The organism is Membranihabitans maritimus (assembly GCF_021729145.1).
Taxonomy (GTDB): domain Bacteria; phylum Bacteroidota; class Bacteroidia; order Chitinophagales; family Saprospiraceae; genus Membranihabitans; species Membranihabitans maritimus.
This window is the reverse complement of the sequence record NZ_JAJSLW010000029.1, coordinates 1-24,234: the sequence shown is the minus strand read 5'-3', so window position 1 is coordinate 24,234 and position 24,234 is coordinate 1. Positions and strand designations below refer to the sequence as shown.

General features: G+C 38.4%; 18 protein-coding genes and 2 tRNA genes. 7 read left to right on the top strand and 13 right to left on the bottom strand.

Annotated features, from left to right (window positions below; genetic code table 11):
- Positions 1–67: 67 nt before the first annotated feature.
- The 4 genes from LVD47_RS21930 to LVD47_RS21915 all read right to left on the bottom strand — a co-directional run bounded on the left by LVD47_RS21930 (position 68) and on the right by LVD47_RS21915 (position 2,289).
- Positions 68–511 (bottom strand): hypothetical protein, encoded by a 444-nt coding sequence (locus LVD47_RS21930; RefSeq protein ID WP_236980673.1) that lies wholly within the window; start codon positions 509–511, stop codon positions 68–70.
- Positions 512–598: 87 nt separating this feature from the next.
- Entirely contained in the window at positions 599–1,036 is a 438-nt protein-coding gene (locus LVD47_RS21925) for a hypothetical protein (RefSeq protein WP_236980672.1), read from the bottom strand.
- A gap of 148 nt (positions 1,037–1,184) precedes the next feature.
- Positions 1,185–1,574 carry a DUF6122 family protein gene (locus LVD47_RS21920; RefSeq protein WP_236980671.1) on the bottom strand — a complete coding sequence of 130 codons (390 nt, stop codon included), beginning with the start codon at positions 1,572–1,574 and terminating at the stop codon, positions 1,185–1,187.
- A gap of 627 nt (positions 1,575–2,201) precedes the next feature.
- Positions 2,202–2,289: transfer RNA gene (locus LVD47_RS21915), tRNA-Leu, on the bottom strand.
- Positions 2,290–2,457: 168 nt separating this feature from the next.
- Between LVD47_RS21915 and LVD47_RS21910 the strand changes: the two genes are divergently transcribed.
- Positions 2,458–2,530: transfer RNA gene (locus tag LVD47_RS21910), tRNA-Gly, on the top strand.
- A gap of 237 nt (positions 2,531–2,767) precedes the next feature.
- On the opposite strand, the gene LVD47_RS21905 is transcribed toward LVD47_RS21910, so the two are convergent.
- A complete protein-coding gene (locus LVD47_RS21905) occupies positions 2,768–3,640 on the bottom strand; it encodes a bile acid:sodium symporter family protein (RefSeq protein ID WP_236980670.1) in 873 nt (290 codons plus the stop codon).
- Between the two features lie 220 nt (positions 3,641–3,860).
- On the opposite strand from LVD47_RS21905, the gene LVD47_RS21900 reads away from it, so the two are divergent.
- On the top strand, positions 3,861–5,930 hold the full coding sequence (locus LVD47_RS21900) for a T9SS type B sorting domain-containing protein (RefSeq protein WP_236980669.1): 2,070 nt from the start codon (positions 3,861–3,863) through the stop codon (positions 5,928–5,930).
- A gap of 509 nt (positions 5,931–6,439) precedes the next feature.
- Here the strand turns inward: LVD47_RS21900 and LVD47_RS21895 are convergent.
- The gene (locus tag LVD47_RS21895; RefSeq protein ID WP_236980668.1) at positions 6,440–7,057 is read right to left on the bottom strand and encodes an L-threonylcarbamoyladenylate synthase; all 618 of its coding nucleotides are present in this window, start codon (positions 7,055–7,057) and stop codon (positions 6,440–6,442) included.
- Positions 7,058–7,068: 11 nt separating this feature from the next.
- On the bottom strand, positions 7,069–8,523 hold the full coding sequence (locus LVD47_RS21890) for a sigma 54-interacting transcriptional regulator (protein ID WP_236980667.1): 1,455 nt from the start codon (positions 8,521–8,523) through the stop codon (positions 7,069–7,071).
- A gap of 295 nt (positions 8,524–8,818) precedes the next feature.
- Between LVD47_RS21890 and LVD47_RS21885 the strand changes: the two genes are divergently transcribed.
- Positions 8,819–9,712 (top strand): glycosyltransferase family A protein, encoded by an 894-nt coding sequence (locus LVD47_RS21885; RefSeq protein WP_236980666.1) that lies wholly within the window; start codon positions 8,819–8,821, stop codon positions 9,710–9,712.
- Between the two features lie 168 nt (positions 9,713–9,880).
- Here the strand turns inward: LVD47_RS21885 and LVD47_RS21880 are convergent, their stop codons facing one another.
- From LVD47_RS21880 to LVD47_RS21865, 4 genes are all read right to left on the bottom strand, one after another.
- Entirely contained in the window at positions 9,881–10,096 is a 216-nt protein-coding gene (locus LVD47_RS21880; protein WP_236980664.1) for a hypothetical protein, read from the bottom strand.
- On the bottom strand, positions 10,065–10,907 hold the full coding sequence (locus tag LVD47_RS21875; RefSeq protein WP_236980662.1) for a S24 family peptidase: 843 nt from the start codon (positions 10,905–10,907) through the stop codon (positions 10,065–10,067). The genes LVD47_RS21880 and LVD47_RS21875 overlap by 32 nt, the downstream gene beginning before the upstream one ends.
- Before the next feature lie 97 nt (positions 10,908–11,004).
- A complete protein-coding gene (gene tpiA / locus LVD47_RS21870; protein WP_236980660.1) occupies positions 11,005–11,757 on the bottom strand; it encodes a triose-phosphate isomerase in 753 nt (250 codons plus the stop codon).
- A gap of 75 nt (positions 11,758–11,832) precedes the next feature.
- Positions 11,833–14,031 (bottom strand): glutamine synthetase III family protein, encoded by a 2,199-nt coding sequence (locus tag LVD47_RS21865; RefSeq protein WP_236980658.1) that lies wholly within the window; start codon positions 14,029–14,031, stop codon positions 11,833–11,835.
- A 249-nt stretch (positions 14,032–14,280) separates the two neighbouring features.
- Between LVD47_RS21865 and LVD47_RS21860 the strand changes: the two genes are divergently transcribed.
- The 4 genes from LVD47_RS21860 to LVD47_RS21845 all read left to right on the top strand — a co-directional run bounded on the left by LVD47_RS21860 (position 14,281) and on the right by LVD47_RS21845 (position 19,925).
- Positions 14,281–16,263: a ComEA family DNA-binding protein gene (locus LVD47_RS21860; protein WP_236980656.1), complete on the top strand. Its 1,983-nt coding sequence runs from the start codon at positions 14,281–14,283 to the stop codon at positions 16,261–16,263.
- A gap of 54 nt (positions 16,264–16,317) precedes the next feature.
- Positions 16,318–17,706: an exonuclease domain-containing protein gene (locus tag LVD47_RS21855; protein ID WP_236980654.1), complete on the top strand. Its 1,389-nt coding sequence runs from the start codon at positions 16,318–16,320 to the stop codon at positions 17,704–17,706.
- A gap of 105 nt (positions 17,707–17,811) precedes the next feature.
- Positions 17,812–18,393: a MiaE family protein gene (locus LVD47_RS21850; protein ID WP_236980652.1), complete on the top strand. Its 582-nt coding sequence runs from the start codon at positions 17,812–17,814 to the stop codon at positions 18,391–18,393.
- A gap of 236 nt (positions 18,394–18,629) precedes the next feature.
- Entirely contained in the window at positions 18,630–19,925 is a 1,296-nt protein-coding gene (locus LVD47_RS21845; protein ID WP_236980650.1) for an ATP-dependent DNA helicase, read from the top strand.
- An 860-nt stretch (positions 19,926–20,785) separates the two neighbouring features.
- Here the strand turns inward: LVD47_RS21845 and LVD47_RS21840 are convergent.
- Together LVD47_RS21840 and LVD47_RS21835 are read right to left on the bottom strand one after the other, a co-directional pair.
- Positions 20,786–23,641 carry a T9SS type B sorting domain-containing protein gene (locus LVD47_RS21840; RefSeq protein ID WP_236980648.1) on the bottom strand — a complete coding sequence of 952 codons (2,856 nt, stop codon included), beginning with the start codon at positions 23,639–23,641 and terminating at the stop codon, positions 20,786–20,788.
- Positions 23,642–23,730: 89 nt separating this feature from the next.
- On the bottom strand, positions 23,731–24,234 hold a 504-nt coding region (locus LVD47_RS21835), incomplete at its 5' end, for a hypothetical protein (protein ID WP_236980646.1).

The window sequence follows — 24,234 nt, the reverse complement described above, 5'->3', positions numbered from 1 at the left end:
CCCTGGAATTAATTCTATTGAATAAACCTTACTGATCCCAACATCCTTTCCGATACGGATTTGTATCTTATCTTTGAAGGCTGTCGAATTTGATCACAAAACCAGTCTTTTGTTTATACAGCGGATAATATCCTTTGGGAATATCGATATCATAATGATTTCCTTTAACAATAATCGTCCCATTATATCCGTCTTCCATTTCAAAGGATTTTCCTGAGAAAAATTCTTTTACAGCGAAATCACTCAAATCAGAACGCGCAATAAACATACTTCGTAAAGACTCCTTGTCAAAACTGAGCCTGGCTATTGTAATCCTATCTTCTATGGTAATGCTCTTAATATCACTGCCAATAACACACAATCCTTTCCCCTGGCAATTCTTTTTCTTTCTTCCAATACCAATTCCGGTTGTAGTAGTTTCAACGTTGTCATAAACCATGGAATTTACGTGAGTTTCACTACCTGCTAACGTCAATAGACACAATACCAGGATATAATAAACCATCGGCATAGATAATAGATTTTTTGGTTTTTAAATAAAGATATAAAAGAGAAGTGCGGTGAAGATTGGATATGTATTTCACCGCACCTCATAGTGTTATCCTTCGATTTGAATGAGAAAACCGCCCTCTGATTTCTTGATTCTGTGACTTCCTGCAGGAATTTTAATTTTTATGCTCTTCCCTCCCATTTTGAGATTACCTACATATGGATCCTTCATAATAAAACTCTTTCCGGAGAAATGTTTTTCTATGGTCGACTTGGTCATTGATCTACTTTCAGCAAAAATACTCGATACGGCTCCACTTTTTGCAAAGGTTAACCTCGCATTCCCGAAATTATCTTCCATGGTACCTTTGAAAGATGTCTCTGATACAAAACAGACGCCTGTTCCATCGCACTCTGCAGTCGGTCTTCCATATCCAATTCCGGTTGTAGTTGTTTCTACCATTAAATCCGAACTGACAGGTATTTCCCCAGACGGTGTTACCGAAAGAAACAACATTAAAAGATTAATAAATACATTAAATAACATAGCTCTTAAGTTTTATGAATTAAATAATTAATATCCATATCACTTCAAAACTATATCTATCACGGTATGGGATCCTCACCTAAAAGGGGGATTTACAGATGCCTTTTTACTATTTCATGCCTAAATACTTATTCATGGATATGAATTTTCAATTCACACCTAAAATATTTGAAATCCATCTCAAAAGTTCCATTGCCGGTGCATCATCCATACAGGTTCTGCAATAATTATACATGATCAGACAATCGATAAAATCCGTAACCATATGCCACAAAAGTCCTATGCCGATTATATTTATAGGCCTGCGAAAAAAGAGAAGCATTGCATACACAATCACAGCATAATATGTATGCAAAGGGTGATATTGTATACTGCACCTATTGGCCTGAAAAATTGGATTCGCCAGCAAATGGTCCAGGTCAACCAGCATGGTAGCAATAAGAATTAAATACACTTTTATCCAATCATTTCTAAAAAATACATAGGCTATAATTAAAGGAAAGCCAAAGTGTAAAAAGTAATGTATTATTCCTTCCAAAATTTACAACTTATAAAGTGTTATATGACCAAGAACTTGTGTACAAGGTACTATTATTCTATTCAGCACAAGACTAAATTCAACTTTTAGATGACCATCCAAGGCATCCCTGCAAATGGACATCCATTTAATCAATTTTGTTCAATATACACACCAATTTTCTATATGTGTCCGGCACCGGAGAATTTCTGTAGCCCGTTAATAATTGTCGGATAATAACCTTATTCACAAAGATATTAAGCCAGAGTTCAAGTATGTCTCAATTAGTACTTGATACGATTATTTGGTCCTCATTTTACAGCACAAAGAATGAACAAACAGGTCATTTACTCAAATTGGACGATAGTCACATAGTTCCGAAGCGGGTACGCTTTTTTAAATATTAATCTAAAAATCAGTTCTTTAGAAACAAAGGTTAGGATAGGAAAATACAAACCCTTGCGATCTTTTTCTAATACTATGATAGCTACAAAAATTCTAAACCTTTTGGAACCAAAGTTTCATATAGCGTTGTAAAGCATCAATGATCCCTTTTTACAAACTGGATTTCTACATATTACAATCGGGGCGATCTTGTAGGCGCATAAAAAAAGGAGTCACGAAAAAATTCATAACTCCTTGATTATCTGGTACCCGGGGCGGGACTTGAACCCGCACGACCGCAATGGTCACAGGATTTTAAGTCCTGCGTGTCTACCAATTCCACCACCCGGGCACTTCATTGATATGCTTCTTGAAAAGCGATGGCAAAACTAACATCTTAATCCAAAGTAAACAAGAAAAACCTTAAAAATTAATTACTTTATTTTTTCTCCCAAAATATTTGAGATTAATTAAATCCTATTATATTTGCATTCGCTTTTAACCACGAAAAGCTTTATATGCGAAAGTAGCTCAGCTGGTAGAGCACGACCTTGCCAAGGTCGGGGTCGCGGGTTCGAATCCCGTCTTTCGCTCATCAATATAATTAGACCGCTTCCTTTTTAAGGGAGCGGTTTTTTTATGTCCGGCAATTTGGTGAAAACTTTCTTGCAGAAGGTGGAAGACCTAAAATTCCGATCCATTTGATTGGAGAAGCTTAATTTGAAATTTGATGCCGCCCTTCCACTTTTGGGATCGCGTAGTCAATCCCGTCTTTCGCTCATATGGCAATGTAATTCATTCCTGAATTAAAATGGATTCTATTACTCCATTTATGCTGTGTCTACGCGCCCCGAACTCATGCGTAATCCCAAATAAATAATCGCTCCTCCCGTCAAAAACATAATGATACTATACACCGCCGGAGCTATCGCAAAGGCGGAATTACCCAATAATCCGCCCGCAACAGCAAGGGCTAATGTACCATTTTGTATTCCGGACTCCACAGAAATACTTATGGCCTGAGGAGTCTGTAACATCAATAACTTTGCACCAAAGTAACCGATAACCATTGTAATCAAATTTAGCAAAAATGTAACGATACCTGCCTGGGCAAAATACCCTGGCATTTGATCCTTTTCCCGAATAATTATCCCCACAATAATGAGCATTAACAAAATAGCAGAAGCAATACGAACAGGTTTACCCATTCTATCAGCAAACCCAGACCGGTACTTCCGAATAATCATGCCCACAGCTACGGGAATAACTACAACAATGCACATTTTTAAAATGGTATCCAGCACACTGAGTTGTATCATTTCCGCCTGATCCAAAAACGAAACCATTGCAAAATTTACAATTAGTGGAATGGTAAAAACGGTAACAATACTGGAAATGGCCGTCAAAGATACCGATAGCGCGGTATCCCCTTTTGCCAGGTGTGCAATTAAATTTGAAGTAGCTCCCCCCGGACAGGCTGCCAATATCATTACCCCGATGGCTATATCGGGGGGGACATTCATTATCGAAACCAAAAGATACCCTATAATTGGCAACAGAATTAACTGATTGCACAACCCTATAACTACGGCCCTGGGATATTTGACCACACGCTTAAAATCTTCAATTACCAGTGAAAGTCCCATGCCCCACATAATAATTACCAAAGCAACAGTCAATATAATATTCGAAACACTATCCATAAGTACACACTAATATTTTTTAAATATTCAATATTACAATATTTAAAAATAACAATACATACAAAATGGTAGATTTTTCCACACATTAATTATTTAATGGCCCTTCTGATAAAAAAGAGATAACACTTTCTTATTTTGGGTTAAATTGTATGATAATTATCGACTATTTAGGGTAAGTTGATTATTTTAGCCGTATTGGAAAATCCAAGTTATTGGGAATATGAAAAATCTTTTTATACTTTTTTTATCAATATCTTCATTACACATCACTTTTGCGCAGGATATTTCCTGGAGCAGCAATCGGCCGGAAAACACCTTAATCGAGGGTTGTGGAAACGGAGAATTCGTAATAAGTAATGAAGGTGATGAACAAGTAGATCTTGAAATTCAATTGTCAGGGAATTACAGCGAAGAAGACCTGGAGACCGAATTTGAAAATTCCATCACTATAGATGCTGGCGACACCTATACATTATCTATAGCAGCGGTAGAAGATAATAATACTGAAAATGACGAAAATGTCGTTATTGCCGTAGTCTTAGGAAACGAAACTATACTTTCGGCAGACTTATCCCTGGAAGATGAAATTTCTCTCAGTTTGGATCCCAATGACAATTTTACCGTTTGTCCTGATATGAGCATACCTCTAACAGCAGAATCGAATGGAAAAATCAACTGGACACCGGGAAATTTTTCGGGAAATACCTATAATTTAATCCTGAAGGAAGAAACCACTGTTATGGTAAGTGCCAGTCAGGGAAGTTGTTTTGAATCCGAAGAAGTGACAATTACGCCAACCACTTTCGTAAATATAAATACCCAGGGAGATACCCTGTATTTATGTAAAGATGAAGATCCGGTTACAGTAAGTGCTACCAGCTTTGAAAGTAATAATATTGAATGGAGTTCAACGGGGTTTTTATTTACTCCTGTCACCAATTCCCAGGTACAAATTGATCCCAACAGTTCTGGTTGGCTATACGCCACTACTGAACTGGGAAATTGCATTGTTACAGACACTCTTTATGTTCAGGTTGATAGTCTTCCCGAAATGGAATTCGACACAATTCCCAATAAGGATCCTTATTGCCCAGGTGAAATTGTTACTATGTATGGCATGAAATTACAACAAGACTTATATCCCGATGCCGTTTATGAATGGACACCGGAAACGGGTGTAATATCTGACGTCAATAAAGCCAACCTGACAATCTCGACCACTGATACGATCACATTTGTCAGAACTACAGAAAATAATGCATGTGTAAGTACGGATAGTATTACACTCAATGTAGATAATCCGCCGATAGAACTGAATTTCACCGATACTGTCGTATGTCCAAATCAAAGGGTGGAAATAGTCCTTGAAAACCCCGAAACTTTTGAAGATTACGAATGGAGTCCGGAAGAAAAAGTCAGTTGTACTAAATGTCCCAATCCCAGTGTAACTGTTACAGAAGCTACCACAATTGAACTGATGCTGGAAACAGAACATTGCCCTACCAGTGCCAGTGTAAATTTAAATATCCAACAACCACAGAATATAGATATTACTGGTGACGGCCCGGTTTGTCCCGGAGAAGAAGTCCAGTTGACCGTAGCACAAAGAGACAACTACGAATCCTTCTCATGGGATGGCAACGTCGATTTTTCTTGTACAGATTGTCCGGAACCTTCTATTAGTTCTTCCGAAGTTCATAGCGCTACATTGACTGCAGTGGATGCCGAAGGATGTCTGGGTATAGGCAATTATATTTATGATGTTTATGAACTTCCTTCGATAGCTATCCAAACCGATCAACAGGAGGTCCCTCAGGGGGAGTCTGTAGTAGCTAATTTAGTTACGAACCAATCCGATGAATTTACAGATATTATTTGGGAGGTAAACGGACAAACGGTAGACGGAAGTGATATCACCAATTCCCTTACAATGCCGGAAGAGAATAATACAATCCGGGTAACTGCATTGACAGAAGAGGGATGCCCCGTTTCAGCTTCAATAGAAATAGAAACGACAGAACCTTCTTACTTTATCCCGAATGCTTTTACACCCAGGGGAAGGGCCAATAATATTTTTAGAGTAGTCATTAATGGCAATATAATGGTAAAAAGTATGAGGGTTTTTGCCCGGTGGGGGAACCTTGTTTTTTCCACTACTTCTTCCGAAGGCTGGGACGGTACGAAAGATGGTGAATTACTGCCTTCCGACACCTATGTATACCTGATAGAAATAGAGTATCCTGACGGCACTGTAGAGGAAGAAAAAGGTGAAATTACCTTACTAAACTAGACCTTCTCCAAAAATCCAAAGGATGAATGGATAAATTCCATCTTAATTTTTCTCAAGAATTTTTGATATCCCTCTTCAAATATATGTATTTTGGGACCAATTCGTTATTGAACTATTAAGGGTAAAGATTAAAAGAATTTAACATATTTTTTTGACTAAAAACGATAACGTTTTACCGTGTGGATCGTTTTATTATTAAAACTAGCAGATTATTCCTATTTACATATTTTAATTTTTACCCAAATGCAAAAGCCAAATCAAATATCAGTTCTCTCAGAAAAAGAAAAAGAGGTCTTGGTAAAGCTACCAGAGACAATTTCCCGGACCGTAAAAAATCAATTAGAATTATTGATCGAGCCCTTTTCATCGCCCAACTCTTTGAACGCAAAGATAAAACGCGTCTTTTTTAGGCCTAATGAATAAGTTTAAAGTTCATTAAAGTTAGGTGATTAAAAAAAGGGAATTCCAATGACGGATTCCCTTTTTTTATTTCTTTTTATAAAAAAAATCTATGAAATTGGTTCAGCTCCTTCCCGAATAATTTCGGGTTGTTCCGAAGTACAATCAATCACAGAAGATAAGGTTGTTTCCAATATACCTCCATCTATTACTGCATCAACTACTTTACCAAATTTTTCATCTATATCGATCGGGTCGGGATAATACTGTTCCATGCCTCCATCTTGCTCTACTTTTAATGATGTACTTACTAAATAATCATTTACATTAGCGAGTATTTCAAGAGCTATAGGATTCTGAGGAATTCTAAACCCTATGGTTTTTCGCCTGCTTTGCACCATCTTAGGTACTCTACTATTGGCATTAAGAATAAAAGTATACGGTCCGGGTATGTTCCTCTTCATCAATTTAAATACGTCATTAGGTATCGGTTTGGTCAATTTGGACGTCTCACTAATATCCGTACACATAATCGTCATCAAATGATTTTTAGGATTACTTCTTTTGATCCTGTGAATTCGCGCAATGCCTTCCTTATTATTAGCCAGACAGGCCAGTGCATACACTGTGTCCGTGGGATAGATAATAATACCACCACCTTCCAGTATTTCAACTATTCTACTGATTTTTCTTCCTTGCGGGTTGTCCGGATTTACATTTACAATCATATCAAATATTTTTAATCATCTAAATCGTCCAACATATTGGCCAATAAATCATTAAAATTTAAATGGCCGTCCCACATCTCTTTATTAAGTACATTTAATTCTGCCAGAGCATGGAGAACAAATTCTTTCCAAAAATGCACATGTGTAGGATTATCAATATAATCAAAAATTATTTCATTAAGACCGGGAACATCATTCAATTTTCTTTCATATTCTCCATTACTGTCATCATTCTCCATTTCTACAATATTTCCCGTGGAAAACCACTTTCGCAATACTTGAAACTGGCTATCCTCATCAATGGTTTTGGAAGGGTTGGAAATATACTGGGTAAATTCCTGTTTAATAGCTTCCCCGATCAAATCTAATGCAACCTGATAAGGCCCTTCCTGTTCTCCCTCATAAACCAATTCGATCTTTCCTGTAATAGCAGGGATCATTGCATAAATATCAGAGACCCTAACGATTGATTCTTTTTCATCATTAGCTAACATCCTCAATTCGACGGAACTCATGATATTCTCAAAAGCCGAAATAGCCATTCGCGCCGAGACACCGCTCTTCTCATCGACCATATCACTTTCCCGGGCAATAAAACCGACGCGCTCAATGATATTCAAAACCGCATCAGGAACAATCACCTCTCCCCTTCCATTTAAATGTCTTGCTTCCTGGGCAGTAATGGCTTTTGCTTCCTCCAACGATTGTGGATAATGGGTCAGAATCTGGCTATCAATCCGATCTTTTAACGGCGTAACTATACTTCCCCGATTCGTATAGTCCTCTGGATTCGCTGTAAAAACAAATTGTATATCAAGTGGAAGTCGCATTTTATACCCCCTGATTTGCACGTCACCCTCCTGAAGTATATTGAATAAACCTACCTGTATTCGTGCCTGAAGATCGGGTAATTCATTGATGACAAATATTGATCGATTGGCCCGTGGAAGTAAACCATAGTGAACCACCCTTTCATCGGAATAGGCCAACTTTAGCGTAGCTGCTTTGATGGGATCTATATCCCCGATTAAATCCGCTACCGTTACATCGGGTGTAGCCAATTTTTCAACAAAACGCTCAGACCTGTGAAGCCAACTAATCGGAGTTTCATCTCCCTTTTCTTCTATCAGGTCTTTAGCAAAACGTGAAATAGGATTGAAAGGGTCGTCATTTATTTCTGAACCAGCAACATATGGAATATATTCATCCAGAAGATCTACCATAGAACGTGCAATTCGAGTTTTGGCCTGTCCTCTTAATCCCAACAATAAAATATTATGTTTGGCCAATAAAGCCCTTTTAATATCAGGCAATACCGTGGTATCATAACCTATAATCCCCGTAAACAATTCTTCCTTAGCCTTTACTTTTGCAATAAGATTATCTCTTATTTCTTCTTTAATGGATTTCGTTCTGTAATCTGCTCTTTTTAACTCCTTCAGGGTTTTGATCTCAGTTAGGTTCATATTCTTCTTTGTCTTTTTTGTAATCTTTTCAGTCAATCGAACTTGTTATTAAGCACTGTAATAGCTTCTATGATAAACCACCAATAAAAGCCTTTGTTGTTTATATAATACATTATTTTATCAAAAAAAAATTCTCAGGCTTCTCTCAACATCCTTCCATTTCCAACATAAAAATATCAAGATAAAAATGCAATGAAATTCAATAAAACTTCTAATCCGAAAAAAATAAAATAAGAATACTTACCTTGAATTAGATTTCATTAAATAGCTTTCCAGCAGCAAGTTTATCCTCTTCATGAAATATTCATTCAATATTCTCAATTACAATTACTTTCCTGAGGACCTACTCAGGTATTTTACAAATTACCCACCGGATAACAAACAATGGGTAATTAACTTATGGGATGACGGTTCCTCAAAACCTTATATTATCCAATTACAAAATATGCTTGCTGACATCCCTCAGATCAACTTCCTACCACAATATCAGAATACAGGCAGGTCAGTCATGCGAAACAAAATCCTTCAACACTCCGCGGAAGAATGGACAATATGCATGGATTCGGACCTGCAACCCGGTACAAACCTTCTTGAATTGTTGGAAATTAATTTAAATAATCAAAAGTACATTTACAAAGGAGTACACAAATACTCCAAAAACAAACCCCGGCTTCCTTTTTTACTCCATTGGAAATATGGCCGGAAACGGGAAACACGTTCAGCTAATAAAGCGTCAAAACATCCATACAAGCACTTCAATACAAGTTGTTTTGCCGTACCATACGACCTCCTGGGAAATGTCTTTTTTGATGAAACTATCAGTAAATATGGACATGAGGATACTTTATTTAGTTCACATCTAAAAAGAAAAAACATACAAATAAAATACCTGGACCTACCCCTTGTCCACGGTGGATTAAAACCCACTAACCAATTTATTGAACAACAATTACAAGCAGTTGAAAATCTAATCGACTTATCCCATCAGGGCAAAGAGCTATACTCAACACTACATAAATACGGCCGTATTACTTCTAAATTACCCCTTATTGATCGATTGTTAAACTCTAAAAATGTTGAAAATTTTCTATTGGACCGACTACACTCCAAAAATCCAGGCTTAGGTTGGTTAGATTTATTGAAACTCAGAAAGTACATTTCCTATAGTAAGGAATTCAATATAAGATAGTAATCTAAGTGAGTGAGGTTGATATCATTAACTAAGTCGCTAAAGTTATGCTTCATTTGGAGGCAATAGAGAATTTCCGAAAAATACTTCCGAATGCTGGATGGAAGGTGAAAATATGAATCTATTAAGCGAATCACCAATATTTTGGAATCACTTGTGCCCTTGTCTTTAAGTATTGAATGAAATTATTTCAACATATGCACCCCACATTTGAATACCAGTGACATCAGGTCTTTCGGAAATTACAATAACTGATGTTTTACCTTCGACCTTTAATTGTTCGGGCATATTGACGGGGACATATTTATTTTTATCTTTATCAATGAGTCCCCAAAACCCACCTTCGAAATGATTAAATACTACCGTTGCCGTTATTTCCTTCATTATCCCGTTCATTAACTAATTTTTCCAAAAGTTTTTTCTGTTCTTCAAAGGCAACCTGTATACTGTTTAATCTTGCATTTAATTCGTTGTGAGTATCGGAAGTAGAATGATCAAATACTGAAATTTTTGTTTTCACATACCAAATCTCACGTAAATCATTAATATTTAATCGATAAGGTTGATATTCATCATTGTCGGAAATAAGCAATAAATGCCGGTGTCGCGCTAAATTATTTACCACTCTCTTAATAACGACAGCGCCCCTGGAAACAATCACATATACATGGTGATCTTTAATGGCAGTACCCCATTCTCGCGGCTCGACAAAACGGCAAACTACTTTATCTCCAGGTAATAAATAAGGTACCATTGAGTCGCCATTTACATCAAAAGAACGAAAAGTACCATACTGAAAATCATAACCGGGCAGACTATAAGCTGGAAGTTCTGAAACAAAATCAGGTTGAATAGTCTCTGCAGCATAACCAGCTTGTGCAGGTACAGGAACGTGAACTATTTTCTCATTATTCGAATTATCAGTAACGATAGTAAGGAGTCTAAATTCATCCGTGTCCTCTTCAATAACCATTTTACCTTTCCCTGTATACAAATAGACAGGGTTGATATTAAAAACTTCAATGGCTGAACGCATGGCTTCCATGGGAATATCCCTGTCCCCTTTAAGAACTTTATTGAGATTTTGAGGAAGATAATTAATATCCAGTGCAAACTGACGGCTGGACCTAATAACACCTTGTTCTTTTAGGTAGTCATGACATTGAATAAATCTTTTCGTAACAATACTGACCATTATTCAAGGGACTTTATAGAAAATGACTTTCAATTATAATATATAAATTGCTGAAATGCAAATATTATAATAAAAATTCAAGATTTCCAATCCTTTTTCAAAAAGAACCCGCTATTGACAGGAAATCACTTGATTGAAGTGATGCTCCACCAATCAATCCACCATCAACATTGTGCTGAGAGAATATTTCCTTAGCATTATTCGGTTTGCAGCTACCTCCGTAGAGGATTTCAATATTTTCTGAAAATTTATTGTCAAAATTATTTGCAATCACTTCCCGAATAAAACCATGCATTTCTTCAGCCTGTTCCGAACTAGCTGTTTTCCCTGTACCGATAGCCCATACAGGTTCATAAGCAATAACCACAGATTCTGCTTCGGTGGCATTGAACTTGCATAAGGTTTTCTCCAATTGTTTTTGGACTACTTTAAAATGATCCCCTACTTCCCTTTGCTCAAGTTTTTCCCCAACACAAAGAATTACTTTTAACCCATTATCCAATGCCACTCTCATTTTATAAAAGATATCGGTATCGTCTTCGTGAAAATAGGTACGTCGCTCCGAATGACCTAATATGACATATTCAATACCTAAATCAGCCAACATTTTTGATGAAATCTCACCCGTATAGGCCCCGGATACTTTTTCGTGACAGTTCTGCGCACTAAGCGAAATTTTATCATTGTTTTTAATAATTTCTTTTATGGAAGCCAAATGTGTAAAAGGTGGTGCTATTATCAATTTGACATCATGGGGGATATCACCCTGGGCAATTTCTTTTGCCAATTGAATTCCTTCCTCGACAGAAGTATTCATTTTCCAGTTTCCGGCAACGATCTTGTTTCTCATAATCAATTATATTTTGGGTGAAAATAAAAAAGGCGGGAAAAAATCCCGCCTTTTATATGATTATTTTACCGTTTTTTATTTGATAAACATCAATTCTCTGTATTTAACTACCGGCCAGTATTCGTCAGAAACCAAATATTCAAGTCTGTCAACGTGAATACGGATTTTATCCATTAATGGTTTCACCTTATTGCAATAAGCACTTGCCATATCTTCGGCTTCTTCCATTTCATTGGCTTTTCTACGCTCATCAGTCATTTCTATTACATACCCTTTGATTTTCGACATATTATCCGAAATATCATTTATTAATGTAACCTGAGCCTCATATTTCTCCTTCTCAAGTCCCAGGTCTTTTAATGTTTTCACATTTATAGCCAATTCATTTTGATACTTGATAGAAGCAGGTAATACATGATTTATGACTATCTCTCCCAACGTTCGGGATTCAATCTGCAAATGCAAGATATAATTCTCTACCATTACTTCGTAGTGAGCAAAAAGCTCTTTCTCTGACATTACTTTACTCTCTTCGAATAGCGCCTTGGATTTGTCACTTACATATGCTTTTAGTGCATCTGGAGTGTTTGGCGTATTTGGCAGCCCTCTTTTTTCGGCCTCTTCTTTCCACTCATCGCTGTATCCATCCCCTTCAAACAAAACAGGTTTGGATTCGATGATATAGTCCTTGATTACACCAAGTATTGCAGCCTCTTTACTTGCACCTTCATCAATCTTAGAAGATACTCTTTCATTAAAATCCAAAAGTTGTTTTCCGACAATTGAATTCATGACCGTCATCGGAGAAGAACAATTCACTGTCGATCCAGCCATTCGAATTTCGAACTTATTCCCAGTAAATGCAAACGGAGATGTTCTGTTTCTATCAGTATTGTCTTTTTCTAATTCAGGAATTTTAGCTAATAATTCCATCACATCTTTCACACCGTCATCGTCAGAAAGTTTCTCCTCGGAAATATCATTGAGAACTTTTGTAAGAAATTCACCAATAAATACGGAAATGATGGCCGGTGGAGCTTCATTGGCACCCAGTCGGTGATCATTCGAAGCTGACGCTACACTTGCTCTCAACAATGGGGCATTTTCATGTACTGCACGTATTGTCGTAACAAAGAACGTTAAAAACTCAAGGTTTTTACCCGGTTGAGTACCCGGTTTCAATAAGTTTTTCCCTGTATTTGTAGACATGGACCAGTTGTTGTGTTTCCCTGAACCATTTACCCCTTCAAACGGTTTTTCATGCAACAAAGCACGCAATTTGTGCCGTCGAGCTACACGATCCATCAAATCCATCAACAATTGATTGTGGTCTACCGCCACATTTACTTCTTCAAACATTGGTGCCAATTCGTACTGCCCTGGTCCTACTTCATTATGTCTGGTTTGAACCGGAATACCCAGTTTATGACATTCTGTCTCCAAATCCCTCATAAATGCATAAATACGCTCAGGAATTGAACCGAAATAGTGATCATCCAACTGTTGACCTTTAGGAGAATTTTTACCAATTAAAGTCCTTCCCGTCAACATTAAATCAGGTCTGGCCAAGAACAAGGCTTCATCAACCAGAAAATACTCCTGCTCCCATCCAAGTGTGACAGAAACCCTGGAAACGTCAGAATTGTTATCAAATAACTTACAAACTTTCAAGGCCGCATTTTCCAAAAACGCTTCTGATTTCAACAATGGTAATTTATAATCCAAAGCCTCACCACCGTAAGTAACGAATATAGTAGGTATACATAATGTTCTTCCTTCTCCTACCTCCAATATAAAAGCCGGAGATGATGGATCCCAGGCCGTATAGCCACGCGCTTCAAATGTAGACCTCAGACCTCCACCAGGGAAACTGGAACCATCTGGTTCTTGTTGTGCTAATGCATCCCCACTTAACTCCTCTATTACACTTCCGTCTGGTTGCAACTCAAAGAAAGAATCATGCTTTTCAGCAGTCCTTCCCGTTAATGGCTGAAACCAGTGTGCATAATGAGTAGCCCCTTTATCCATAGCCCATTTCTGCATCCCTGATGCAACTTCCACGGATAAATCTCTGGACAAATTCTCACCTTCACTAATTGCATCCTTGAGTTTCTTGTAAGTCCCTTCCGAAAGGTATTTCTTCTTTGCTTCGTCGTTAAAAACATTACACCCAAAATACGATGCAATATTTTTGGACTCCTTATCTTCGAAATTGAAGTCCTCTTTGTTTCTGTTGATAATAGTTTCAATAGAACTAAATCTTGGTAGGCTCATTAGTTAATTTCTTTGTTAAAAAATTTGATGTATCAAAAGTAAAATGTTCGCTATTCTATATAGAGTTTATATTTTTCCTGTTTGTCGATTTCAAAGTGACAAAAAGATTGCTTATATTTCTTATTCAACAATTTATATTAGTATTTTTTGTGATTTCAAGAACCGTGAAATATGGATTTTTCACCCAGGTTCAAACTTATAATTTTGGGTCTCATTTTCATCTCTAAATTTTCATTATCACAACTTCCTGTGTATAATTTAGAAGAGAGTGGTCAATTTCTTGATTTTTTAGAAGAAAACCAAATAAATCTTCTTTCAGAACAGACACAAACCATAGAATATCTTCATGGACTTATAACCGCTCCCCTCAATATAAACCATTGCTCCATTTCAGATCTCGAAGAATTGGGATTCCTATCAACATTAGAAATACAATCTTTCACCCAATATAGGAAAAAATACGGACCCTTTATAAGTATTTACGAATTGCAAAGTATCCCTGGGATTTCCATGGAAAAGATTTTGCTACTAAGCAATTTCATCACCGTTAAAGATATAAGCGCCCAACCATTTACTGAAATATGGAAACAATCCCAGGGTTTTGCCCTGGCAAGGTCTACTGCATATATGCCTATCAGAGAGGGGTATAAAAGTATAAGTGGTAATCCCCCAAAATATAAGGGTTCTCCGAACAGCCTGTTGTTCCGATTTAGAAAATATATACCAGGGCAATTTAGCCTTGGATTTACCGTAGAAAAAGACGAAGGTGAACCTCTTAATCCCAAAGATAAATTAGGATTTGATAGTCACAAATTTCATCTCTATCGAGATAATATGAAAGGCTTTTTAAAAACAATTGTAATAGGCGATTACAGGGTAAATCTTGGACAAGGGTTGACACAATACCACGGATTCGGATTGACAAAATCCTCAAATCCGATACTTATCAAAAGAACAGGTAAAGTTCTCCAACCATTTTCCGGCACAAGCGAATTCAATTTTTTCAGAGGAATTGCATTTCAGATCAACCCAATTCCAAAAATAAAAATATGGGGATTCGGCCACGCCCTCAAAAGAGATGCAACGCTCAGAGAAGACGAGGATCGGGGCTCATATTTCAGTGCCATACAGACATCGGGCTATCACAGGACCGAAAATGAAATAAATAAGAAAAATGCCATTAGAGAAACAATTGCAGGGACCAAAATTTTATGGTCATCTGAGCAATGGGACATAGGCTTCAACTCAATGTTTTCATTCTACAATCGTCCTTATCTTCCCGAAAAGCGAATAGATAATTTTTGGCGGCCCACTGGGAAGAAGTTTACTCTTCATTCCATTGATTTTTCAGGAAACATTAAAACCCTACACATTTTTGGAGAAATAGCTACCCAAAATTTTGGCATTCCGGCTTTTTCATTGTCGATATTGCATGGGATAAGCAGGAAACTTGATCTGGCACTCCTCATACGATCTTTCCCTGAATCCCATTACCCCCAATACTCTAACGCATTCTCCTCCCGAACATCTCCAACCAATGAACACGGAATTTATTTGGGAATGAATTATCATTTGAGTGTACTTTCCGAATTATCCCTATATCTGGATACCTGGAAATCAAATTGGCCCACATTTCAACGGACAGGGCCTGCTATTGACCAGGATCTGCTGGTACGGTGGAACTATAAGAAAAAGCGGAATTATAAATTTTATATTCATTTTAAACATAAAATTAGAAATGATAATACATTAAACAATAATGACATATCTTATACAACAAGCAAAAACCATCAAAGTAATTTGCGTGCCAATTTTGAAAAAATAATAAATCAAAAATGGAGGTTTGTGACACGTATTGAGTGGACACGATTCTTATTGGGAAATGGCACATTGGAAAATGGTTATACTTCCTCTCAGGATATACACTTTAAATCCCTCGAATCGCCGTGGTTTTATTCCTTACGCTTTTGCTATTTTAGCACGGACTCTTACGAAAGTAGAATTTATTCATATGAACCGGATGTATTGTATAGTTTCTCCATACCATTTTATTATTTCAAAGGAATGCGGTCCGTCTTAAAAGTTGGAAGAAAATGGAAAAATGGATTAAGACTCGAGCTTCGAACCGGATGGACTTATCTTACAAACCAGGATGTGGTAGGAAGTGGAAACAACACTATTAATGGATCATTCAGCCAACAACTGAAAGTACAAGCCATGTATAAATTTTAGTATATTGGTCGCTTAAAACAAAAAAAAGAAGTTAATGACCTAACCACGATAGTTATGGGAAAATCCAAAAAGTTTGCAATAATCGATGTCGAAACTACCGGCGGAAATTTTAGATCCGATAGAATAACCGAAATTGGAATTGCTATACACAATGGAGAAAAAGTAATCGACCGATTTGAAACATTATTAAATCCTGAAATTTCAATACCACCATTTATTCAAAAATTAACAGGGATAACAAATGAAATGGTAGAAGATGCTCCCAAGTTTTTTGAAGTAGCCAGAAAAATAGTAGAATTAACGGAAAGTTGCATTTTTGTTGCACATAATGTGAAATTCGACTATTTGTTTATTCGCAACGAATTTGAAAGATTGGGATATTCTTATAACAAGAAGCAATTATGTACAAAGCAATTATCAAAAAAACTTTTTCCTGAAATTGGAAAATATAGCCTGGGAGCATTAATTGCATATTTTAATATTAATGTCAGCGCACGGCACCGCGCAATGGCTGATGTGGAAGCCACTGTCATAGTATTCGAGAACCTACTTAAAGCAGATACGCAGCAATCAGAATTCAACCTATTGATTAACAATGGTATAAAACTTAGTAAATTACCCAGTAATTTAACCATTGAAGACCTGCACAAAATTCCTGAAACGTGTGGAATTTATTATTTTTTTGGTGAAAATGACCATCTCTTATATGTCGGGAAAAGTAAAAATATCCAGAAACGGGTGATGCAACATTTCTCTAAACCTACTACCAAATCCAATAAAATAATTTCACGAACCCATAGGATTGATTACGAAGAGACGGGAAGTGAAATACTCGCCATTATCCTTGAAGATTCCGAAATAAAAACAAAAACACCTGAATTCAATATCACCCAAAGAAAGTCAAAAAAACTTTATGGGCTATTAATGGATCCCCATTGGGAAAAACCCGATGAAAATGTAAGATTTATTATTCAACCTCTAAACGGCGAAGATGCGTCCATTTACGCAAAAGTGTATAAGAATAAAAGAAGTGCAAAATCTCACATAACGAAACTCTTGGAAGAATATGAATTGCATGGACATCATGAAATCATCCATTCCGGAGATCGAATTTTAGTCAAAGCGGCAAATGAGTCTAGTGAAAAAATTATTGTACAAAAAATAGAAACTGAAAGTAAATTGGAGGTACTTAAAAATGATCTCAATTCCAGGAAAAATTTCAACTACCTGGTCATTGACAGCAGTTTTTCCAATTCTGAGTATTCCGTTTTCATATTCAAACAAGGAATATTAAAGAAAATGGGGAAACTGGAAAACGGTGAAGCATTTACCTCAGAAAACCATGGATATTTGGATGATATTTCCATTCCGATAAACCTCAATGATTACTTAATAAAATTTATCCTCAAACGGAAAAAGAAATATATTTTGAAAGAGCTTTGATTGATTTTATATTTTTTCAAGTATGGTAAAGTTCTAATATTTCTTGTTGATTTATGACATATACATATATAAGGAATTTACACTATTAAATCTAAAAAATATTCTATGCTGGGATTGAAATTACCAACGGACCCCAGGTGGGTTGACCTTGCAAAAATTAGTCTGGAAGATATATTGACAGACCATGCCTACTGCGAACAAAAAGCTGCTACCTTCTGCATTTCCCTTATCCAACAATTCCCGGATAAAATAAAACTGGTAGAAGAAGTATCTCCAGTGGTGACCGAAGAATGGGGCCACTTCCGCATGGTGTTGGCAGAGTTACAACGCCGAGGACTTAAATTAGGCTTTCAAAGGAAGGACGAATATGTCAACCTGTTGAATCAGTTTGTGCCCAAAGGAGGCTCCAGAGAAAGTCGGTTAATTGAAAAATTACTTGTTTGTGCCCTTATTGAAGCGCGGAGTTGTGAAAGGTTTAGATTGCTTTCTACAGAATTGGAGGATGAAGGGCTTCGGGACTTTTACCACAAGTTTATGGTATCGGAAGCGGGTCATTACCGAATGTTCCTCGGCCTGGCAAGAAATTACGGAGGCACGGAAAAAGTTAATGATCGATGGCAGGATTACCTTGATTATGAAGTAGAGATTATGAAAAAATTGGAATTACGTGGGGATCGGATGCATTAAGGATAAAGGTACCTGAAGAATATGGGAGTTCGAAGACAAAAACAGTCCCTGTAGTCTGTAGACGGAGGATAATATCTAAAATGCATGCTTCAAATTCCGGGAAATCACGAGTTCTTATAATATCCAGAATTCACATAGTTTATAAAATTTATTTAATTTTCAAAGAGGATAACGCAAGAACATAATTTTCCAACATTTAATCAATCCATCACCCAGGAAACCCAAAATCCCAACAAATGGATATCCAAAGCCAAAATATTCTGAAGCTGGATGAGCAATTCAATGCTATAATTGACGAATTGGAAAATTCAGGTAACACACCTTATTTTATTACCGGAAGGGCCGGCACTGGAAAATCAACCTTATTGCGCTTATTCCGTCAATCCAGTAGAAAAAAAATAGTCGTACTTGCCCCAACAGGGATAGCAGCACTTCACGTCGGGGGACAGACGATCCACTCCTTCTTTAGGTTCCCGCCCAGATTGTTGAGTCCTTCAGAAATAAAAAGGTCCAAAAACAAAAAACTCATTAATTCACTGGATATAATTGTGATCGATGAAATCTCAATGGTCCGAGCCGATATGATGGATAACATCGATCAATATTTGCGTCTTAACAGGAATAGTGAAAAACCTTTTGGAGGGGTAAAGATGGTATTTTTCGGAGATCTTTTTCAGCTTCCTCCAGTAGTAGCCCACGCTGCAGAATCCCAATACTTAGAGGATCATTACGATTCTCCCTATTTTTTTTCTTCCCATGTTCTCGTTGAAAATCCGGAGTTGTGTTGTATTGAATTAACCAAAATTTACAGGCAGAGAGAAAAGGAATTTATTAATATACTAGAGGAAATAAGGATGAATACAGCAGATTGGGATACCCTGGAAACTATCAACCGACGATTTCTTCCAGGAAAATCTCCACCGGAAGATAGTATCACAATTTGCTCACGAAAATACATCGCTAAGGGAATTAATATCAATAAACTCAATACTTTGCCAGGTAATCCCAAAGTATTTCAAGCCAAAACAACCGGAAATTTTAGTAGAAATACAAGCCCTGCACCTACTGAATTAATTCTCAAAAAAGGGGCCCAGATAATGTTTGTGAAAAACGATCCCGCAAAACAATTTGTCAACGGTAGTTTGGGCAAAATAGTAGAGATAGGAGACCATGCTATAAAGGTTAGACTACAGAATGTAAAGACCCCTAAAACAATTACGGTCTATTCGACAATCTGGGAAAATATCAAATATAAAATTAATTCCGAAGGAAAGATCGAATCAGAAGTTACCGGAACGTTCGAACAATTCCCTGTCACCCTGGCCTGGGCTATTACCATACACAAAAGCCAGGGTATGACCTTCGACAATGTCGCTATAGACCTTGGAACCGGGGCATTTGATTTTGGACAGAGTTATGTAGCTCTCAGCAGGTGCACACACTTCAATGGTATATTTCTAAAAAGACCATTCAAGCCCAATGATATCATGACTGATGATAAAATAGTAGAATTTTATAGAAAAAATTTTTAATTTTAAGTATTGAACAAATTGAACAATACAGGTAAATCATGAGAGGAATAAACAGTAACCGAAGTAAAAAAAGCGTAAAGAAAACAAAAAACAAAACTTTTCAACGGAAATTCTATATCATTCTGGCTTTGATTACCATTATCCTCGTTATTCTTGTTTATCTGGGCTACAGCAGTTTTTAGATGTGTTGTGAAGTATGGGCAATAAGGGCAAAGAGTTCATTTTTATTAGTTTTCCATCCCTATACTTAAAACAAGACATATTATTGGGACAAAAATTTTGTATTTAATTTTTGATTGAATTAATACTAATTATTCGCCTCAAGTTTCGAGTTAAGTACTTTGAGTTGAAATAATGCTTTTATTTCCCATTCTCTATGAACTGCGAGCTATGAGCCGCGAGTAAATATGTCTTGATCGCTATTGATCATTATAAGATTCTACATTGCAGGATTAAAGGATTGGAATAAGCAGTAAGTATAATTGACAAATCTGCCTCAGCCATCAGGTAGGATTCTATATAATGCGTAATTAATAAAGCAGTAAATTGATTTATAGAAATTTATTAATTAAGATTATTCTTAATATTTGTCAAACCTTGCCTATGCAGATCTCTTCCCACTATTCGGGCGCAAGAACCTTCCAGCGATGCTTGTGGGATGGGAATGGAATTTACGTCCATTCACCATAGGCCTCAAGCTGCGACCTATGGGCCGCTAGTTGACCAATAATGCCTTGATTGCATATTGAAAATTGAAGGATTGACCGATTGATCACTACTCACAGCCAAAATCTCGCAACTCGTAACTTTCTTACCAACTGATAAATTACCCACTTGCCAACTGATTCTTTTCATACTGCTTACCGCAATACCACTACCGACCCCGCCTTTGACTTTTTCCGCCCATGGTCATCTTTGTACACCACCTGGACGATATACACACCCGGTGGAAGATGGGCCCATACCTGAGCAACTACGGTCGGTCCGGAAGTAGAATGCAACACTCCGCCCCATTTGTCCAATAATATAACCGATGTCAGAGAACCGCAGCCCGACAGGAAAATTTCCAATCCGTCATTGTTCCCGTCCCCATTCGGGGTAACCGCATTCGGGATCGATACCGTACAGGCCGGACAATCGTCTCCTGACTCTACCCGGTACACTCCTTCATATTCACAGTCGCCAGAAAGAATCAAAAACGGGTATGCCCCTATCGCTTCCACACTCCGGGCACGCCCCGGATTCCCGTCCGGCCAGGTAAAACTGATTCTTGCCTCGTCTTCCGGAAGCGTGAGTGTCAGGGTACTCCCTTCGCACCACGGGATGGTTTCACTGTATTCTTCCGATGGATCCGGTACGGTGGTTACCGTCACAAATTTCACTCCCGTACAGCCCGATTGGTAGCCCGTCAACCGGTACCTACCCGGTTCGAAAAAGGGAATTTCCTCTCCCGGGTAGTATATCACGCCTTCAGTGATGACCGAATCCAGGCCCGCTACAGCCAGGTTTCCTTCCTCGCCGCCGCATATCCGCAGGGTATCCGGGTAGGAAGTAGGAAAGGACACTGAATCCAGCCGCTCCACTTCGATATCCCCTCGGTACACACAGCCGTCCCGCTCGGCTTCCACCCAGTAAGGGCCTGTATTTCCCGAGTACAAGGTCACCGAATCACTGGTTTCACCATTCCACCAGAGTATATTGGTATATTCACTTACCGGTAGGCCCAGGCGGACAATGTCTTCTGAACAAACCGCTGCCGGTTCGAACAACAACTCCTGCGTCCCCGTTTCTTCCAGCGTAACGATTGAAGTGTCTGTGCACCCAGACTCCGGATCACCGATCCGTACTATATATTGATACTCCCCTTCCGTATCCGTACCGGGGACAAAGGTCGAGCCCCCGCTTTCCAGGCCCGGTTCCAGCCAACGTACGCTACCTTCCGGTGCCGGCAACACCGCGTTCAGGTCGATGGCAGGGCCTGAGGGACAATACGCAATTACCGTATCCCGACCCGCAACATTCCCTATAGATTGATCCAATACGGTAATATCCACCCTACCGGTACATACTCCCTGACGAACCTCTACAAATGGATTCATATCATCTACACCTATCCAAATTGAATCTGCAGTGCTTCCATCCCACCATTCGATTGAATGTAACTTTCCAGGAGGAAAACCAATCTTTATTTGCCCTCCCGAACAAACCTCTACTGTATCCAATTCTATATTCTCCAAATAGGTCTCCAACCACTCCACTCGAATAACTGCCGTGTCTGCACAATTCCCTTCTTCCAGTATATACAGATAATCTCCGTCTTCATCAACATATGGGGTAAACTGTCCCCTCCCTCTTGTCAACTCCGGTTCAAAACGCCCCGAAACCGTATCTACTCCTTCACTCAGGTAATCTTTCAGGTCAATATACCCGTCCCCGGGGTCGGGTTTTGGGCAGTATTCTACCAGCGTATCCCGTCCCGCATACACCTCGCTCTGCTCCAGTTGGTACACACTCCATGATGAGGTGCTGTCTTCCCCTACGTACATGGTCACCGCTACCGCCCGCTCCCTACGCTCTTCCGGATCCGACGGGTCCCAGTCCGCCCGGTAGCGCAGGCTGCTTAGGAATGCTTTGATCTGATCCTCATCATCTCCGTAGGGATTCAGCCACACCCAACGCGAAGGGTCGGATGTGGCTTGTAGCTGGTCTTCGAAACCCTCCGAAAAGATCTCTTCTTCCGGGAGCAGCGGCTGGTCGTAGTATTTCAGCCGGAAGGAGATTTTATCCACCTGGGCATCGCAGGTGGATATCTCAATGTCTTCCGCCATCAGCGGCGCTTCTTTTATACAGGTGGTCAGCGTGTCGTAGTAGCCGGCCGTGATATGACCGGAGGAGTTGTCCGCATCCAGGTCAATGCGAAGGGGGGACTGGCGGAAGTCTGTGGGGGTGGCTATTCCAAAGAATACCGAAGGGTAGGTCAATTCCGGGCAAATTTCTTCAATAATTCCCGATTCAACATTAATTTTTACTGGGTGGAAGTTTTCATTATTTCCTTCAATAGATATTGCTCTAAATTTAATTATTTGCAAAGTTTCGCAAGCCTCAAAATTAATAGCCGGGACAAAATAACTATAATTCCCTTCGTCAACCACTGGCTTTAATTCTAATTCCTTCGATACCGGGTCCCATATTCCAATGGTCGCACCATCCCCTTGTTTAGACCCCACAAGAAAGTTTTCACCAATAATTCCCGATATGGTATTTCCTCCACTAATTCCTTCGTCATCTATCTCTTTTATAAGTATCCGGTTTCTTAGATCAAAGTCATATATTCTGGAATCAACATTTCCCCCACTAATCACAAAACGCCCTTCTTCCGAAGCAGCGAGGAAATAATTATCCTCATCTCCTTTCTTTAACTCTTCTATTGATATTATATCTGTTACTTCTCCGGATGACACATTATATCTTAGTAACCGGTATTGGGTAGTCAGGTATAGATGCCCGTCGGGATGAAATGTCATGTCAGTTATACCCAGTTCGGGACTTACAAGTAAATCCTGAAAATCATCAACCAGATTCTTTATACAGTTTTTTGCGTCTAATTTTTCAACCGAAGAAGAAATTATTTGGGGCTTATAATATATCTCCTGGCCATTCATCTTGTAAAAACACAAATGAAAAAAAATAACGATAGCAATAAATTTTTTCATCATTCATACTTTTTCAACATAAAAAGATCACATTAAAAATTAGAAAAGAGTGTATCCTTCCGAATACACTCTTTTTCCTATTTATTCAAATATTAATACGGGCAATCAAAACTGCTGATCGCTGGTGTCTGCGATTGTTCTTCCGGTGCACGGTCGTAATAATAATAACTCAGTGCGGTCGCATCCGGACGGACAATGCGCAAGGAGTAGTCCTCCGAACCGCCATTATCTGCCTGAGACACAAAAGTATAACTTTCCGTTTCATCAATGTCATAATACTTATATTGTGAAGGGTTTCCAGTAAAACCTGTTAAGAGCGCATGAAAACTACTACCTATCAATACAACCACAGTATATGATGTTGCCGTACCCGAAAGTTGCCTTATATTGGCTGCTGCTTCGCAGGTGCCGTCCGTCGGCGCCGGACACTCAAAGTTATAATCCTCTACAAGATGAGGCCCTGTCCCAGAGAAAAACTCGAGGTCATCGCTTCCCCAGTGCGGTTCCAGTTCTATATATCCGGAAATGCTCGCGGAAGGGTTATCAGGATCTTCGATTTTAAAATCATAGTCCTCCCCGCCATTGATCGTCATGGT